Genomic DNA, 15,866 nt, shown 5'->3' with positions numbered 1-15,866 from the left:
CGCCGCGCGGCGTCTCAGCCCTGCGCCGGGTGAGAGGGGCGCAGCAGGCTGGCCGGGGAGACCGCTGCCCTGCCCCACCGCTGCCGCACGGCGTCGGCCGCCCGCTCCGGGGCGCCCCGCCGCCCGTCGTCGTCCAGGAGGAGCTGGACGCCGTCGTCGGCCCGCGACAGGCCCTCGACCCGCACCCCCAGCAGGCGGAAGCCGCCCACGGGGTCCCCCAGCGCCTCGAAGAGCTCCTCCACCACCGCGAAGACGTCACGGGCCAGGTCCGTCGGGACGCTCAGGGTCCGCGAGCGCGTCACCGTCACGAAGTCAGCGCCGCGGGCCTTGAGGACCACGGTGCGTCCCCGGGCGCCGGCCCGGCGCAGGCGCCCGGCGCACTGGTGGCACTGGTCCAGCAGCACGCGGCGGGCGTCCTCGCGGTTGGTGATCGTGTCGAAGAAGGTGGACTCGGTGCCCACGCTCTTGTCCTCCCGGCTGACGACGACCGGGCGCGGGTCGATGCCGTGGGACAGGTCGTGCAGGTGGCGCGCGGTGGCGGGCCCGAGGACCCGCTCCAGCCGGCGCACCTCCGTGGCGGCCAGGGTGCGCACATCGGTGATGCCCCAGCGGGCCAGGGCCTGGGCGCTCTTGTCCCCCACGCCCCACAGGGCACCCACCGGCAGCACGTCGAGGAAGTCCTGGGTGGCGTCGGCGGGCACGAGCAGCAGCCCGTCCGGCTTGGCGTGGGCGGAGGCGAGCTTGGCGACGAGCTTGGTGGAGGCGATGCCGACGCTGGCGGGCAGGCCCAGGCGCCGGCGCAGCTCGGCACGCACCCAGTGGCCGATGCGGACCGGTCCTCCCATGCGCCGTCGCGAGCCGGAGACGTCGAGGAAGGCCTCATCGACGCTCACCTGCTCAAGCACGGGCGTGACCTCGCCCAGGACCTCCATCACCTGGGCGGAGACACGGCTGTAGACGCCGTGGCGCACGGGCAGGACGACGGCCTGGGGACAGCGGCGCAGCGCCTCGGCCATGCTCATGGCCGAGCTCACGCCCTGGGCGCGGGCCTCGTAGGTGGCGGCGCTGACGACCCCACGGCCGTGCGTCCCTCCGACGATGACGGGGCGCCCGCACAGCTCGGGGTGCTCAAGGAGCTCGACGGAGGCGAAGAACGCGTCCATGTCCACGTGCAGGATGTTCGTGGCACTGTCGTCTTCGCCCCAGGAGCGGCGCGCGGCCTCGTTCCTGGGTGCCCGGCTCATGCGTCCAGGCTAACCTGCCTGCCGTGGCAGGTCGGAGCAGCAGGCGCGCACGCGGCGCCACGTCGCGCCCCGGCGCCACGCCGTGCCTGGCGGCGCTGCCGGTGGGAGACGTGGCGACATCCACGGGCGTGGCGCGCCTGGAGCGGCGCGAGAAGGGGGTCCTCCTTCTGCTGGACGGGACCGAGTCGTCCTGGATCGACCTGGTGGACCCCACGCACCTGGACTTCGAGTACCAGCAGCAGATGAACGCCGTCCTGGACGTGCTGCTGCCCGGGGTGCCCGTGCGCGCGGCGCACCTGGGCGGGGCGGGCTGCGCGCTGGCCCGCGCCTGGGAGGCGCTGCGGCCGGGCTCGACCCAGCTGGCGGTGGAGATCGACGCCGTGCTCGCCCAGCGCGTGCGCGAGTGGTTCGACCTGCCACGCGCGCCCCGGCTGCGCATCCGGGTGGGCGACGCCGCTGAGGTGGCCCCGTCGCTGCGCGAGGGCGAGTGGGACGTGGTGGTGCGCGACGTCTTCACGGCAGGTCGGGTGCCGGCCTCCTGCCGGACCGAGGAGCTCATGCGGGCGTGCCGCAGGGCGCTGGCGCCGGACGGGGTGTACCTGGCCAACACGGTCTCGGCGCCCCGTCAGGAGGCGGGGGCCGAGCTGGCGGCGGTGCGCCGGGTCTTCGGCGGGGGGATCGTCGTGGCGGACGCCGCCTGCGTCAGGGGCAGGAGGCGCGGCAACCTCGTCGTCGTGGCCGGCCGCAGCCCCCTGACGCCCGGGCAGGTGCAGGAGGTCGATCGCGCGGTCAGGCGGCTGCCGCTGCCGGTGCGTGCCTGGTCCCTGGACGACCCCGCCCTGCCGCGCGCCTGAGCCGCCCCGGCCGGCGGCGCTCCAAGGGCAGCGTCCCGGGGCGCTGCGGCCGGCCGCGCTCCTACCTCCCCTGGGGGCCCTCCTCGGCGGCGTCGTTGGCCTCGAGGAAGGCCTCCAGACGGGCGCCGATCTCCTCAGCGGTGGGCACGTCGAGCAGGCGCGAGATCTCGTCGGCGTCGGCTCTCGGGGGCGCGTAGGTGTCGTACTGGGCCTCGAGGGCGGCGACGACGGCGGCGACCTCCGGCTGGGAGGCGGCCTCGGCGTCGATCTCAGCACGGTTGACGGCGGCCGCGGCCTCGAGGTCCCCCAGGGGCAGCGCCAGGCCGGTGGTCTCGGCCACGGCCGACAGGAGCGCGGCGGCGCCGGCCGGGTAGTCGTCACGGGCCACGTAGTGCGGGATCGAGACCGTCAGCCCACGCGAGTCCAGGCCCGACTCGCCCAGGCGCAGCTCCAGCAGGCCGCTCATCGAGCCCGGGAACTCGACGCGGCCGAAGAAGTCGGGCTGCTCGGGCAGGAGCTCGGGGCGGTTGCCGTGGTGGTGGACGTAGGTGGGGCGCGTGTGGGGCACCGCCATGGGCATGCCGGCCATGGAGACCGCCTGCGTCACCCCCATCGTCAGGGCCAGGTGGGTGACGGCGCCGGCGAGCTCCTCCCAGCGGTAGTCGGGCTCGGCGCCGTACAGGAGCAGCAGGTCACGGCCCTCGTCGTCCTGGAGGAGGTCCAGGACGAGCTCGGGCATCTCGACCCCCGTGTAGGAGTGGGTGTCGAAGACCATCATCGGGCGGCGGGCCCGGTAGTCGATGAGGGAGTCGGTGTCGAAGGTGGCCATCCGCTCGGAGGGCAGGGTCATGAGCAGCTGCTCGACGGCGAGCCGGCCCGCGTGGCCCGCGTCCATCGCTCCGGCCAGCTGGTAGAGCAGGACGCGCGGCGCGACCGGCTCGTCCCAGGGGTGCTCCACGCTGTACAGGGGTCTCATCCTGTCCTCCTTCCGGGCGGTTGTCGGTCCACGGGCGTCGTCGGTCCACAGGCGCCCGTCGTGGTGTCCCTGACGTGCAACACGGCCGGGCTGCCTCCTGTTCCCGCGGGCCGTGGCCGGCGCGGGTGCCCATGAGCACAGGCCCGGTGTTCGCCGTCGGCGTCGGCGTCGGCACGGGTGCCCACGCTGGGACAATAATGGACGGCCCCGCGCGCCTGCGCGCACCGACCCCCGAGCACCCCGGGCACCTCCGCAAGGGCCCAGTCTGCGAGATCACGTGACCCAGCCCCCCCAGACCTGCTCCGTGCCCGACGGCGTGCGCACCAGCGCCGAGTCGGAACGTGTGAGGCAGGTGCAGGCCGAGCAGGTGTTCCTGGACACGGCCTACGGCGAGCTCGACCGCCAGCTCGAGGCCGCCCGCCAGGCGCTGGCGCGCACGGAGGCGGCAGGAGCGAGCGGCACCCACCAGTCGCGGGGCGAGCGCGACGCCTACGCCGCCCACTACGCGGGACTCGTCGCCTCCCTGGAGGGGGTCGAGGACCGGCTCGTCTTCGGCCGCATGGACCTGTCCCCTGAGGCCGTCGAGGCCGGCGCCACAAGCGCTGGGGTGACCGACGGCGGCCGACGCCACTACGTCGGGCGGACGGGGCTGCAGGACGGGCGCCGCCGCGAGGTCGTCCTCGACTGGCGCGCGCCCCTGGCCCGGGCCTTCTACCAGGCCACGGCCCGCGACCCGATGGGCCTGGTGCGCCGGCGCCACATCGACACCCGTCAGCGCCGCGTCGTCGGGCTGGAGGACGAGGTCATCGACGTCAGCGCCCTGGGCGACGACGCCTGGTCCGGCTCCCGTGCGGCGGTGGAGGGGCTGCAGGGCGAGGGCGCGCTCATCGCGGCCATGAGCGCCGCCCGCGACGGGCGCATGGGCGACATCGTCGCCACGATCCAGGCGGAGCAGGACCGCATTGTCACCAGTGACGGCAAGGGCGTGCTCGTCGTCCAGGGCGGCCCGGGCACAGGCAAGACGGCGGTGGCCCTGCACCGCGTCGCCTACCTGTTCTACTCCGAGCGCGCACGCCTGGAGCGCTCGGGGGTGCTGCTCGTGGGCCCGTCGAGGACCTTCCTGCGCTACGTCGAGCAGGTGCTGCCCTCCCTCGGTGAGACGGGGGTAGTGGCGACGACGGTCGGCGACCTCGTGCCCGGCCTGCGGGCACGAGGCACTGAGGCACCGGCGGTCCACGAGCTCAAGGGCCGGGCCCTGTGGGCCGAGGTCCTGCGGCGCGCCGTGCGCGACCTGCAACGGGTGCCCGCCGAGCCGCGCGAGATCGTCGTCGAGGGGGTGCGCCTGACCCTGCGGCCCGCGGACGTGGCCGAGGCGGTGAGCCGGGCGCGCCGGTCCGGGAGGCCCCACAACCTCGCCCGCGAGACCTTCGTGCTGTGGCTGCTCGAGCGCCTGACGGACCAGTACGCGCGCGCCACCCGCCAGGACGCCTCGGACGCGGACACGCGCGCGTGGATCCGTGAGGACATCCGCACCGCACGCGACGCCCGCCGGGAGATCAACCTGTGCTGGATGCCGACGACGCCGGTGGGCCTCCTCGAGCGCCTGTGGGCCAGGCCAGCGCTCCTGGAGCGCCTGGCGCCCGAGCTCACGGCCGCCGAGCGGGCCCTGCTCGCGCGCCCGGCGGGCTCGGAGCTGAGCCAGGCGGACGTGCCGCTCATCGACGAGCTGTGCGAGCTGCTGGGCCCCAGCGAGGACGCCCAGGCGCAGCGGGCGCGTGTGGAGGCGCGGCGCCGTGAGGAGCTGGTCTCCTACGCCGCCCAGGCCATCGCCTCCCAGGACCTGGGCGACGGCATGGTGACCGCCGAGATGCTGGCGGACCGCATGGCGGACACGGGTCCCTCGCTCACGCTGGCCGAGCGGGCGCGGGCGGACCGGACGTGGACCTACGGGCACGTCGTCGTCGACGAGGCCCAGGAGCTGGGGGCGATGGCGTGGCGGGCGCTGGCCCGGCGCTGCCCGGTGCGCTCCTTCACCGTGGTCGGGGACCTGGCCCAGTACTCGGGGCCGCACGCGCCCTCCTCCTGGGCACAGGCGCTCTCCGCCCTGGGCGCCGGTGCAGCCACCGGCAGCGGGCAGGCTCCCCGCCCCGGCCGGCGGCGCCGGGGGCACGGCGCCAGGACGGGCGGCTCGACGCCGCTGCGCGAGGAGGTCCTCACCGTCTGCTACCGCACGCCGGCGACGATCATGGCGGCCGCGGAGTCCGTGGCGCAGATGCTGGGACACCCGCCGGTGTACCCGGTGAGCTCGGCGCGCGACCTCGATGGCTGCCTGGCGGCGACGTGCCCGTCAGGGCAGGACACCGACGACGAGCAGTGGGAGCGGCTGCTGCGCGCGGTGGTGCTGGCTGAGTCGCAGGCCCTGGACGCAAGCGTCGGCGCGGGGGGCGGGCGGATGGCCGTCATCGCGCCAGACCCGGCCGCGGTGGCCCGTGTGCTGGCCCAGGAGCCGGTGCTGGAGGCCGCCATGGAGGCGCCCGGCGGGGACGTGCTGCGCGCCCGCCTGGCGGTGATGTCCCCGGTGACGAGCAAGGGGCTGGAGTTCGACACGGTGGTGCTCGTGGAGGCCGCTGAGGTGGGCCAGCGCAGCCCGGGCGACCTCTACGTGGCGATGACCAGGCCAACGCGCCGACTGCACCTGGTCTCACGCCACCGGCTGCCCGAGGGCCTGCCCGACGGCCTGACCGACGGCGTGACCGGCCGGGAGCGGACGGCCTGACCGTCCCGGCCACCAAGGGCGGCCGGGACGGCGGGGGCGCGTGGTTACGCAACCGTAGGTTACGGTTGCGTGGGGCCGCACCGCCCCAGACCGCCTCCCGGGAAGGAAGCCTCATGAGCGAGCACGTCGGCGACACCTCCGAGCGCTACCTGCGCCCCCACTACGCCCCCGGGGTCCCCGGAGTTATCGCCCCCGTCACCGAGCCCCTGTCCCGGATGCTCGACGACGCCACCCGCCGCCACCCCGACGGCCTCGCCCTCGACTTCCTGGGCGCCTCCACCACCTACGCCCAGCTGTCGCGTCAGGTCGCCCAGGCGGCTGAGGCGCTGCGTGCCCTGGGGGTGGGCCCCGGCGACGTCGTCGGCGTCATCCTGCCCAACTGCCCCCAGCACGTCGTCATCGCCTACGCCGTGTGGCGCCTGGGCGCCATCCTGGCCGAGCACAACCCGCTCGCCCCCGCCGCCCAGCTGCGCGAGCAGATCGAGATCCACCGGGGCCAGGTCATCATCGCCTGGGAGAAGACCCTCGCCCGCCTCGTGCAGGCCTCTGGCTCCCTCAGCGCGGCGGGGCTCACCGGCCGGCGCGTGCTGTCGGTGGACCTCTCGCGCCACCTGCCCTGGACCAGCCGCCTGGCCCTGAGCCTGCCCGTGGCCGCCGCCCGGGCCCAGCGCTCGGAGCTGCGCGGCCCGGTCCCCTCCGGCGTGCGCTCCTGGGACGACCTCGTGGCCGCCTGCACCCCCCTGCCCGCTGGCCACCGGCTGCCCGATGTTGACGACGTCGCCGTCCTGCTCTACACCGGCGGCACCACCGGCACCCCCAAGGCCGTCAAGCTCACCCACCGCAACCTGCGCTCCAACGCCGAGATGAGCCTGGCCTGGGCCTCCCAGACCTGCGAGCACGGACAGGAAACCTTCTACTCGGTGCTTCCGTTCTTCCACGCCTTCGGCCTGAGCCTGTCGCTGCTGTGCGCCGTCGGACTGGCGGCCACCCAGGTCATCCTGCCCAAGTTCAGCGCCGACATGGTCCTGTCGGCGTGGAAGCGCCACCCGGCCACCTTCTTCCCGGGCGTGCCGGTGATGTTCGACCGGATCGTCTCGCGCGCCAACGCCACCGGCGCGGACCTGAGCTCGTGCAAGATCGCCGTGTGCGGCGCGGCGGCGAACCCGCGGGCGGTGGCCGAGGCCTGGGAGGAGGCCACGGGGGGCGTCATCATCGAGGGCTACGGCATGACCGAGTCCTCCCCCATCACCCTGGGCAACCCCATCTCCCCCGAGCGGCGCCCCGGAGCCCTGGGCGTGCCCTTCCCCTCCACGGACGTGCGGATCGTTGACCCGGAGGACCCCGGCACCGAGGTCGCCCCCGGCGAGGTCGGCGAGCTGCTCGTGCGAGGCCCGCAGGTCTTTGTGGGCTACTGGGAGAACCCGGAGGAGACCGACGCGGTGCTCCTGCCCGGGGGCTGGCTGCGCACCGGCGACCTCGTGCGTCAGGAGGCCGACGGCTTCTACGTCATCGCCGACCGGCGCAAGGAGCTCATCATCTCGGGCGGCTTCAACATCTACCCCACCGAGGTCGAGGCGGCGGTGCGCTCGATGCCCCAGGTCGAGGACGTCGCCGTCGTCGGCCTGCCCGGGGAGGCCGGCAACGAGCGCGTCGTGGCCGCCATCGTGCCCAAGGAGGGCCAGACGGTGAGCCTGGAGCAGGTGCGCGCCTGGGCCGAGCGGACCCTGTCCCACTACGCCCTGCCCAGGCAGGTGGAGATCCTCACGGAGATGCCGCGCTCCCAGATCGGCAAGATCCTGCGCCGGGTGGTGCGTGAGGAGCTGCTCGCCGCCCGGGAGGCGGCCTCCGCGGCCTCCGACGCCGTCGCCTCCAGCATCGTCGAGAGGCTGGGCGAGGGCGGGCGGGAGCGCAGGGGCGGCCCGGGCGACGGGGAGGGCAGGTCCCGCACGCACCGGTGACCGGGGCGTCGCCCCGGTCACCTCAGAGCGGGTGCGCTCAGAGCAGGCCCTGGGCCTGGAGCACCTCACGCAGGGCGGCGACCTCCGCGGCCTCGGCGCGCACCAGCGGCAGGCGCACGGTGGCCTCGGGCAGACGCCCCTGGAGCGCCAGCGCCTCCTTGGCCATGACCGCGCCCTGGCCGCCGCCCATGATGGCGCGCACGAGCGGGCGGATGCGCTGGGCGACCTTGCGGGCGCCGTCGAGGTCACCGGCGTCGACCTCGGTGATCATCTCACGCCAGGAGTGGGCGTCGGCGTGGGCGACGACGGACACGACGCCGGAGGCGCCGTGGGCGAGCCAGGCGAAGTTGAGGCCGTCGTCACCGGAGTAGTACTCCAGACCGGTGGCCTCCATGCGCTCGAAGCCCTGCTCGACGTCCCCGGTGGCGTCCTTGACGGCCTTGACGCGGGGGTGCTCGGCCAGGCGCGCGAGAGTCTCGTCGAGGATCCTCACCCCGGTGCGCCCGGGGATGTCGTAGAGCATGACCGGCAGGTCCGTGGCCTCAACGACGGCCATGATGTGCTGGTGGACGCCCTCCTGGCTGGGCCGGTTGTAGTAGGGGGCGTTGATGAGCAGCGCCTCGGCCCCGGCCTCCTGGGAGCCGACGCCGATACGCACCGCGTGGGCGGTGTCGTTGGAGCCGGCGCCCGCCATGAGCATGGCGCGCCCGGCGAGGGCGTCCTTGACCTCGCGCAGCAGCGTCTGCTTCTCCGGCAGGTGGGTGGTGGGGGCCTCCCCGGTGGTGCCGGCCAGGAGGATGAGGTCGGCGCCGTCGTCAACGAGGCTGACGGCCAGTGCCTGGGCGGCCTCGACGTCAATGGAGCCGTCGGCGTGGAAGGGCGTGACCATGGCGACGCCGACGGAGCCGAAGGACCGGGGGGGAAGAGCACTCATGGGCTCAGCGTACCGTCCGGCCCGCGAGCCGAAGGAGGTGGGGTCACGGCCGTCACAGCCGGCGCCGGCGGTGCGCATAGGCTGCGGGTATGACCTTGCCCCGCTCCGCCAGCGACCGCCTGCCCTCCCCCGCCGTGGGTGCACCGCCCTCCGTGCGCCCGGCGTCTGGGGCGGACCTCGAAGCCATCGGGCGGGTACAGGCCTCCACGATGACCTCCTCCCTGCGGGCGGCCCACGGCGCCGAGCACGACGGCGCACCGCTGCCGGCGGGCGTCGAGGCGATGGTGGCGCCGCCGGTGCTGGCCGCCGGCTGGGAACGAGCCGTGCTCGAGCCGCCCTCGGCCCGGCACCACGTGCTGGTGGCCACGCTCGGCGAGCAGGTCGTCGGCCTGGTGGGCCTGGCCCCCACCGAGGGGCTCGCCGTCGACGAGGAGGGGGCCCCGGCCGCGGGTGCGCCCCAGCGGGCGGCGGAGGTCACGGCGCTGGGTGTGTCTGCGGCCCACCAGCGCCAGGGCCACGGCTCGCGGCTGCTGGCGGCGGCGAGCGACCTGGCCCGCGAGGACGGTGCGAACGTCCTGCTGGCCTGGGTGCTGCGCGGGGACTCCTCCCTGGCCTCCTTCCTCACGGGCACGGGGATGCAGCGCACCGAGTCCCACCGGCTTCTGCCGGTGGGTGAGGGCGTCGTCGAGGAGCTGTGGGTCGCAGACCTGTGACAGAGGCGTGCCGGGGTGGAGGGGCTGTGGCACCGGGGCTCAGGGCCTCACAGGTCCATGACGGCGTCCAGGCCGATGGTCAGGCCCTGGCGGGAGCCGACCTCGCGCACGGCCAGGACGACACCGGGCATGAAGGAGGAGCGGTCGAAGGAGTCGGTGCGCACGGTCAGCTGCTCGCCGGGGTTGCCGAGCACGACCTCCTCGTGGGCGGTCAGGCCCCGCAGGCGCACCGCGTGGACGCGCACGCCGTCCACCAGACCGCCCCGGGTGCCCAGGGGGTCGGACTCGGTGGCGTCGGGTGAGGGTCCCACGCCGGCGGCCGCGCGGGCGGCTGCGACGGCGCGGGCGGTGGCGACGGCGGTGCCGGAGGGGGCGTCGACCTTGTTCGGGTGGTGCAGCTCGATGACCTCGACGGACTCGAAGTAGGGCGCGGCCATAGCGGCGAAGCGCATGGCCAGGACGGCGGAGAGGGCGAAGTTGGGGGCGATGAGCACGCTGCGCCCGGCGGCCTCGGGACGCGCCAGGTGCTCGCGCACCCGGGCGTAGGACTCCTCGTCCCAGCCGGTGGTGCCCACGACGACATCGACGCCGGCGTCGATGAGGGCGTGGACATTGGCCTCGGTGACGGCCGGGACGGTGAAGTCCACGGCGACGTCGGCGCCGCACAGGGCCTGGGCACTGATGGTGTCGCCGGCATCGAGGCGGGCGACGAGCTCAAGGCCCTCCGCCTCCTCAACGGCACGGCAGACGGTCGATCCCATGCGCCCAGCGGCGCCTGTCACTGCAACACGGATGGTCATGGCACCAGCCTATCGGGGCGGCGAGCGCAGCAGGTGTCGCTCAGGACCGGGGGCCGACGAGGACGCGGGTGCGGGCCTGCCCCGCGAGCCAGACCGCCAGCTCACGCACCTGATCTGCCGTGACCGCCTCGAGCTGGCGCAGGTTCTCATCCATGGAGCGCAGACGTCCCGTGACGACCTCTGCTCGCCCAAGGCGCCCCATGCGCGCCAAGGAGTCCTCACCCCCGAGCACCATCGCCCCGCCGATCTGGCCGCGAGCCCGGGCCATCTCGCGCTGCGTCGGCCCGTCCGCCGCCAGGGCCTCGAACTCACCGACCATGACGGCACAGACCTCCTCGACGTCGCCCGGCGCGCACCCGGCGTACAGGCCGAAGGCTCCCGCACCGGCGTAGGAGGCGTCGAAGGCGTAGGTCGTGTACGCCAGGCCGCGCTTCTCACGCACCTCCTGGAACAGGCGCGAGGACATGCCCCCGCCGAGGATCGTCGTGAGCACGCTCATGGTCCAGCGCCGCTCATCGCGCACGGCGATGCCCTGGCAGGCCAGGTACACGTGCGACTGCTCCGAGTCGCGCTCAATGGTGACGTCCCGGACCTCCAGCGCGGTGAAGGGCTCCACCTCGAAACGGCGCTCGCGCGGCGCAGCGCCGGCGCTGGCGTCCCAGCCGGCCACGGCGAGGTCGGCGGCGACGCGCTCGCACACCTGCTCATGGTCAACGGCGCCGGCCACCGCCACGACGAGCGTGTCCGAGGCGTAGGTGCGCCGGTAGTGCTCCCACACGGCGTCACGCGGCACGGCGGTGACCGTCTCCGGCGTGCCGCCGATGGGGCGGCCCAGGGGGGTCCCCTCACCGAAGGCGGCGCGGGCGAAGGCCTCGTGGGCGACGTCCTGGGGGTCGTCGGCGGCGTCAGCGAGCTCGGAGACGATGACGCTGCGCTCGGTCTCCACCTCCTTGGGATCCAGCAGCGAGGAGGTCACCATGTCGGTGATGACGTCGAGGGCCTCCATGGAGTCCTGCCCCTGGACACGCGCGTAGTAGGAGGTGTGCTCCTTGGCCGTGGCGGCGTTGGACTCGCCGCCGATCATGTCGAAGGCCTCAGCGATGGCGCGGGCGTCGCGCGTGGCCGTTCCCTTGAACAGCAGGTGCTCGAGGAAGTGGGTCGAGCCCTCCTGGCCGGCCACCTCGTCGCGGGAGCCGACGCCGAACCACATGCCCATGCTCGTCGAGCGCAGCCCCGGCACGGACTCCGTGATGACCCGCACCCCTCCGGGCAGGACGGAGCGGCGCAGCAGGGCACCGTCGTCAACCAGGGCCAGCTCGGTGGCCGGGTCGCCGGCGACGCCGCGCTCAAGAGCGACCTCGGCGTAGGAGGCGCCGGTGGGGCGCGGGGACGGGGCAGGGGCGGAGGATGCGGTCACCGGGCGAGCCTAACGGTGCCGCCCGCCCGGGCAAGAACCCGGCTGCGCACGCGGTGGGGCCGGGTGGGTCTGTCCCCACCCGGCCCCACCGGATCAGCTGCTCACCGCCTGGCGGCGGCCGGTGCCGGCGTCAGCACCGCGCGAGCCTCAGTCCTCGTCCGCGCAGTCCTCCACGGTGCGAGTGCGACGGCGGCGCGGGCGGCGCTCACGGCGCTCGCCGTCGGCCTCGCTGCGCTCACGGCGCGGGCGGCGCTCACGGCGCTCAGAGCCCTCGCCATCCTCACGCGAGCCACGGGCCTCCTCCTCGGCCGCCAGCTGCTCCTCCGTGAGGACCGCGTGCAGGCTGAGCTTGCCGCGCTGGTCGATCTCGGCGAGCTCGACCTGGACCTTGTCACCGACGGTGAGGACGTCGTCAACGTTCTCCACGCGCTTGCCGCCCACGAGACGACGGATCTGCGAGATGTGCAGCAGGCCGTCCTTGCCCGGCGACAGGGACACGAAGGCGCCGAAGGTCGTGGTCTTGACGACCGTGCCGATGAAGCGCTCGCCGATCTCCGGCATCTGAGGGTTGGCGATGGCGTTGACCGCGTCGCGGGCCGCCTCGGCGGAGGGGCCGTCGGAGGCGCCGATGTAGACGGTGCCGTCGTCCTCGACCGTCAGGTCCGCGCCGGTGTCCTCCTGGATCTGGTTGATCATCTTGCCCTTGGGGCCGATGACCTCGCCGATCTTGTCCACCGGGATGTGAACCGTGAGCACGCGCGGGGCCGTGGGGGCCATCTCGTCCGGTCCGTCGATGGCCTGCTCCATGACGTCGAGGATGTAGAAGCGGGCGTCGCGGGCCTGGCCGAGCGCGCCGGCCAGGACCTCGGAGGGCAGGCCGTCGAGCTTGGTGTCGAGCTGGAGGGCGGTGATGAACTCGCGGGTGCCGGCCACCTTGAAGTCCATGTCGCCGAAGGCGTCCTCGCTGCCGAGGATGTCGGTGAGGGTGGCCCACTTCGTCTCACCGTCGATGACCTCGTGCATGAGTCCCATGGCGATGCCCGCGACGGGGGCCTTGAGCGGCACACCGGCGTTGAGCAGGGACATGGTGGAGGCGCACACCGAGCCCATCGACGTCGAGCCGTTGGAGCCCAGGGCCTCGGAGACCTGGCGGATCGCGTAGGGGAAGTCGTCGCGGTTGGGGATGACGGGGGCCAGGGCACGCTCCGCCAGGGCGCCGTGGCCCACCTCGCGGCGCTTGGGGGCGCCGACGCGGCCGGTCTCACCGGTAGAGAAGGGCGGGAAGACGTACTGGTGCATGTAGCGCTTGTGCGTCACCGGCGACAGGTCGTCGATCTGCTGCTCCATGCGCAGCATGTTGAGGGTGGTGACACCCAGGATCTGGGTCTCGCCGCGCTCGAAGATGGCCGAGCCGTGCACGCGGGGCAGGACCTCGACCTCCGCACCCAGGGTGCGGATGTCCTTCAGGCCACGCCCGTCCATGCGGATGCCCTCGGTGAGGGTGCGGTGGCGCACGTGCTTCTTGGTCACGGAGCGGAAGGCCGCCTTGAGGGCCTTGGTGTCCTCCTCGGCGGGGAAGTCCGCAGCGAGGTCCGCCAGGACGGCGTCGCGCACGGCGTCGGTGGCAGCGTCGCGGGCCTGCTTGCCCTCGGTGGCGATGGCGGAGGCGAGGTCGTGGGCCTCAGCGGCCTTCTCGACGGCGGCGTACTGCTCGTCGGAGTAGTCCAGGTAGAGCGGGAACTCGGCCGTGGGCTTGGAGGCGCGGGCGGCGACCTCCATCTGGGCCTCGCACAGGGCCTTGATGTGGGGCTTGGCGGCCTCGAGGGCGGAGGCGACCACCGGCTCAGTCGGGGCGGTGGCGCCCTGGGCGATGAGGTCGAAGGCGTTCTCGGTGGCGCCGGCCTCGACCATCATGATGGCGACGTCGCCGTCCTCGAGGACGCGGCCGGCGACGACCATGTTGAAGGTGGCGCGCTCGAGCTCGCTGTAGCGGGGGAAGGCGACCCACTGTCCGTCGATGAGGGCCAGGCGGGTGCCGGCCACGGGACCGGCGAAGGGCAGGCCCGCGATCTGGGTGGACATGGAGGCCGCGTTGATGGCCAGCACGTCGTAGGCGTCGTCAGGGTGGATGGCCAGGACGGTCTCAACGACCTGGACCTCGTTGCGCAGGCCCTTGACGAAGGACGGGCGCAGCGGGCGGTCGATGAGGCGGCAGGCGAGGATGGCGGAGGTGCCGGCGCGGCCCTCGCGGCGGAAGAAGGAGCCGGGGATGCGGCCGGCGGCGTACTGGCGCTCCTCCACGTCAACGGTGAGCGGGAAGAAGTCGAACTGGTCCTTGGGGTGCTTGCCCACGGTGGTGGCCGACAGGATCGCGGTCTCGCCGTCGAGGTAGGCCATGGCGGAGCCGGCGGCCTGCTTGGCGAGGCGGCCGGTCTCGAAGCGGACCACGCGCGTGCCGAAGGCGCCGTTGTCGATCACGGCCTCAGCAGCGGTGACCTCGGGGTCGTCAATGAACATCTGTGACGTGTCTCTTTCTCAGTCAATGCGAACGCCTCGATCCTAGCCTCCCGGCCCCCACGATGGCTGGGCGGCGGATGGCCGGGGTGCGTGAGATGGGCCGCGCCCCGTGGACAGGGCGAGGGCCCCGCCAGCTCGTGGCAGGGCCCTCGGCGGGTCGGTGCGGGCGCTGTGCCCGCGGCGCTCGCTCAGCGACGGATGCCGAGGCGGGCAATGAGGGAGCGGTAGCGCTCGATGTCCTCCTTCATGAGGTAGTCGAGCAGACGACGACGCTTACCGATGAGGAGGTACAGGCCACGACGCGAGTGGTGGTCGTGGGTGTGGGTCTTGAAGTGCTCGGTGAGGTTCTTGATGCGCTCGCTCAGGACGGCGACCTGGACCTCCGGGGAGCCCGTGTCACCCTCGTGGGTGGCGTACTCGGCGATGAGCTCGGTCTTGCGCTCGGCGGAAATCGACATGCGGACTCCTTGTTCTCGTTGCACGGAGCGCCGGGGCTTGTCCTCCCGGGCATGACACGTCCGTGGCCGATCGACGGCCCGCTCACGATACCAGCGCCCGCGCCGGGAGGCGCCGCCCCAGGGCCGTGCGGGCCTGTGGGACCGGGCACAGGCACCCGCGGGAGCGGCCGGGGCTCAGGCCGTGACGTCCTCGGGCCGCAGGGGGCCGGGGGCCGGCACCCCCAGGACGGCGGCGCAGCTGACGACGTCGCGGCGCATCTGCGCCAGCAGGGGCTCGAGCCCGTCGAAGGCCAGCATGGGGCGCAGGCGCTCGACGAGCTCGACCCCCACGACCTCACCGTACAGGTCCAGGTCCGTGCGTCCCAGCACGTGCGCCTCGACAACCCGCTCGGGCACGTCGTCGAAGGTGGGGTTGGTACCGATCGAGACGGCGGCCGCCAGCCGCTCCTCCCCCGCAGCCTGGTCCTCACCGGAGCCCGGCGAGCGCACGAGCCAGCCCGCGTAGACCCCGTCGGGCGGCACGACGCCGGCGGTCGCGGCCTCAAGGTTCGCCGTCGGGAAGCCGATCTCCCGGCCGCGCTTGTGACCGTGCACGACGGTGCCGCGCAGGCGGTGGGCCCGCCCGAGGACCTCGGCGGCCCCGGCGACGTCGCCCTCCTCGAGCAGCTGGCGCACCCAGGTCGAGGACCAGCGCCGCCCGCAGGGGGCGAGCACGTCGCGGACGATCTCCACCTCGAGGCCGTCCGCGGCCCCGATCTGCTCCAGGGTGCGGGCGTCGCCCTCGTTGCCCCGGCCGAAGCGCACGTCGTCGCCGACGACGACGGCCCGTGCCCCGAGCAGGCCCTCGAGCCACGTGCGCACGAAGTCCTCGGCGCCCTGGTCGGCGAAGTCGAGGGTGTAGTGCACGACGAGGACCGCGTCCAGGCCCGTGGAGGCCAGCAGGGTGAGGCGGTCGGCCAGCGAGGCGACCATCGGCAGGTGCTGGCCCGGCCGGTGGACCTGGGCCGGGTGCGGGTCGAAGGTGACGGCGACCGTGCGGGGGCGAGCGGTGCCGGGACGACGGGAGGCGAGGTCCGCGGCGCGCGCGGCCAGGCGTGCGAGCACCGCCCGGTGCCCTCGGTGGACGCCGTCGAAGACCCCGATGGTGACGACCGAGCCGGGCCCCGAGGGGTCCCGCAGCTCCTCAGGCACCTGCTCGGCGCCGTACCAGACCTCCACG

The 15,866-nt window shown here is 74.1% G+C and carries 12 protein-coding genes; 4 read left to right on the top strand and 8 right to left on the bottom strand.

The genetic code is table 11. The features are described from left to right. Positions 1-14 precede the first annotated feature (14 nt). Entirely contained in the window at positions 15-1,244 is a 1,230-nt protein-coding gene (dinB, locus tag ACSJJR_RS07740) for a DNA polymerase IV (RefSeq protein ID WP_435942862.1), read from the bottom strand. A 110-nt stretch (positions 1,245-1,354) separates the two neighbouring features. On the opposite strand from dinB, the gene ACSJJR_RS07735 reads away from it, so the two are divergent. Beyond that, on the top strand, positions 1,355-2,098 hold the full coding sequence (locus ACSJJR_RS07735) for a spermidine synthase (RefSeq protein WP_435942861.1): 744 nt from the start codon (positions 1,355-1,357) through the stop codon (positions 2,096-2,098). A gap of 61 nt (positions 2,099-2,159) precedes the next feature. Here ACSJJR_RS07735 and ACSJJR_RS07730 read toward each other — a convergent pair whose 3' ends face one another. Further along, on the bottom strand, positions 2,160-3,074 hold the full coding sequence (locus tag ACSJJR_RS07730; protein ID WP_435942860.1) for a proteasome assembly chaperone family protein: 915 nt from the start codon (positions 3,072-3,074) through the stop codon (positions 2,160-2,162). A gap of 277 nt (positions 3,075-3,351) precedes the next feature. On the opposite strand from ACSJJR_RS07730, the gene ACSJJR_RS07725 reads away from it, so the two are divergent. Both ACSJJR_RS07725 and ACSJJR_RS07720 read left to right on the top strand, forming a co-directional pair. Beyond that, the gene (locus ACSJJR_RS07725) at positions 3,352-5,850 is read left to right on the top strand and encodes a HelD family protein (RefSeq protein ID WP_435942859.1); all 2,499 of its coding nucleotides are present in this window, start codon (positions 3,352-3,354) and stop codon (positions 5,848-5,850) included. 113 nt (positions 5,851-5,963) lie between these two features. Next, the gene (locus ACSJJR_RS07720; protein ID WP_435942858.1) at positions 5,964-7,808 is read left to right on the top strand and encodes an AMP-binding protein; all 1,845 of its coding nucleotides are present in this window, start codon (positions 5,964-5,966) and stop codon (positions 7,806-7,808) included. Positions 7,809-7,845: 37 nt separating this feature from the next. Here the strand turns inward: ACSJJR_RS07720 and dapA are convergent, their stop codons facing one another. Beyond that, positions 7,846-8,742, bottom strand: a complete 897-nt coding sequence (dapA, locus tag ACSJJR_RS07715; protein WP_435942857.1) for a 4-hydroxy-tetrahydrodipicolinate synthase — start codon at positions 8,740-8,742, stop codon at positions 7,846-7,848. A gap of 89 nt (positions 8,743-8,831) precedes the next feature. On the opposite strand from dapA, the gene ACSJJR_RS07710 reads away from it, so the two are divergent. Beyond that, positions 8,832-9,455, top strand: a complete 624-nt coding sequence (locus ACSJJR_RS07710; RefSeq protein WP_435942856.1) for an N-acetyltransferase family protein — start codon at positions 8,832-8,834, stop codon at positions 9,453-9,455. A gap of 47 nt (positions 9,456-9,502) precedes the next feature. Here ACSJJR_RS07710 and dapB read toward each other — a convergent pair whose 3' ends face one another. The 5 genes from dapB to ACSJJR_RS07685 all read right to left on the bottom strand — a co-directional run bounded on the left by dapB (position 9,503) and on the right by ACSJJR_RS07685 (position 15,865). Further along, entirely contained in the window at positions 9,503-10,255 is a 753-nt protein-coding gene (gene dapB, locus ACSJJR_RS07705; protein ID WP_435942855.1) for a 4-hydroxy-tetrahydrodipicolinate reductase, read from the bottom strand. A 40-nt stretch (positions 10,256-10,295) separates the two neighbouring features. Continuing rightward, positions 10,296-11,672, bottom strand: coding sequence for a M16 family metallopeptidase (locus ACSJJR_RS07700; protein WP_435942854.1), 1,377 nt, complete (start codon positions 11,670-11,672; stop codon positions 10,296-10,298). Positions 11,673-11,819: 147 nt separating this feature from the next. Then, a complete protein-coding gene (locus ACSJJR_RS07695) occupies positions 11,820-14,189 on the bottom strand; it encodes a polyribonucleotide nucleotidyltransferase (RefSeq protein WP_435942853.1) in 2,370 nt (789 codons plus the stop codon). 188 nt (positions 14,190-14,377) lie between these two features. Beyond that, positions 14,378-14,647: a 30S ribosomal protein S15 gene (gene rpsO / locus ACSJJR_RS07690; protein WP_435942852.1), complete on the bottom strand. Its 270-nt coding sequence runs from the start codon at positions 14,645-14,647 to the stop codon at positions 14,378-14,380. 174 nt (positions 14,648-14,821) lie between these two features. Continuing rightward, entirely contained in the window at positions 14,822-15,865 is a 1,044-nt protein-coding gene (locus ACSJJR_RS07685; protein ID WP_435942851.1) for a bifunctional riboflavin kinase/FAD synthetase, read from the bottom strand. Between the last annotated feature and the right edge of the window lies 1 nt (position 15,866).

This window comes from Actinomyces sp. W5033 (assembly GCF_051303165.1).
The sequence above is the reverse complement of the archived record's forward strand: the minus strand, read 5'-3'. Positions and strand labels throughout refer to the sequence as shown.

Bases quoted from the DNA above. Each gene is read 5' to 3' on its own strand.
- rpsO (WP_435942852.1), bottom strand. From the start codon at position 14,647: ATGTCGATTTCCGCCGAGCGCAAGACCGAGCTCATCGCCGAGTACGCC.
- dapA (WP_435942857.1), bottom strand. From the start codon at position 8,742: ATGAGTGCTCTTCCCCCCCGGTCCTTCGGCTCCGTCGGCGTCGCCATG.
- dinB (WP_435942862.1), bottom strand. From the start codon at position 1,244: ATGAGCCGGGCACCCAGGAACGAGGCCGCGCGCCGCTCCTGGGGCGAA.
- ACSJJR_RS07710 (WP_435942856.1), top strand. From the start codon at position 8,832: ATGACCTTGCCCCGCTCCGCCAGCGACCGCCTGCCCTCCCCCGCCGTG.
- ACSJJR_RS07695 (WP_435942853.1), bottom strand. From the start codon at position 14,189: ATGTTCATTGACGACCCCGAGGTCACCGCTGCTGAGGCCGTGATCGAC.
- ACSJJR_RS07730 (WP_435942860.1), bottom strand. From the start codon at position 3,074: ATGAGACCCCTGTACAGCGTGGAGCACCCCTGGGACGAGCCGGTCGCG.
- dapB (WP_435942855.1), bottom strand. From the start codon at position 10,255: ATGACCATCCGTGTTGCAGTGACAGGCGCCGCTGGGCGCATGGGATCG.
- ACSJJR_RS07720 (WP_435942858.1), top strand. From the start codon at position 5,964: ATGAGCGAGCACGTCGGCGACACCTCCGAGCGCTACCTGCGCCCCCAC.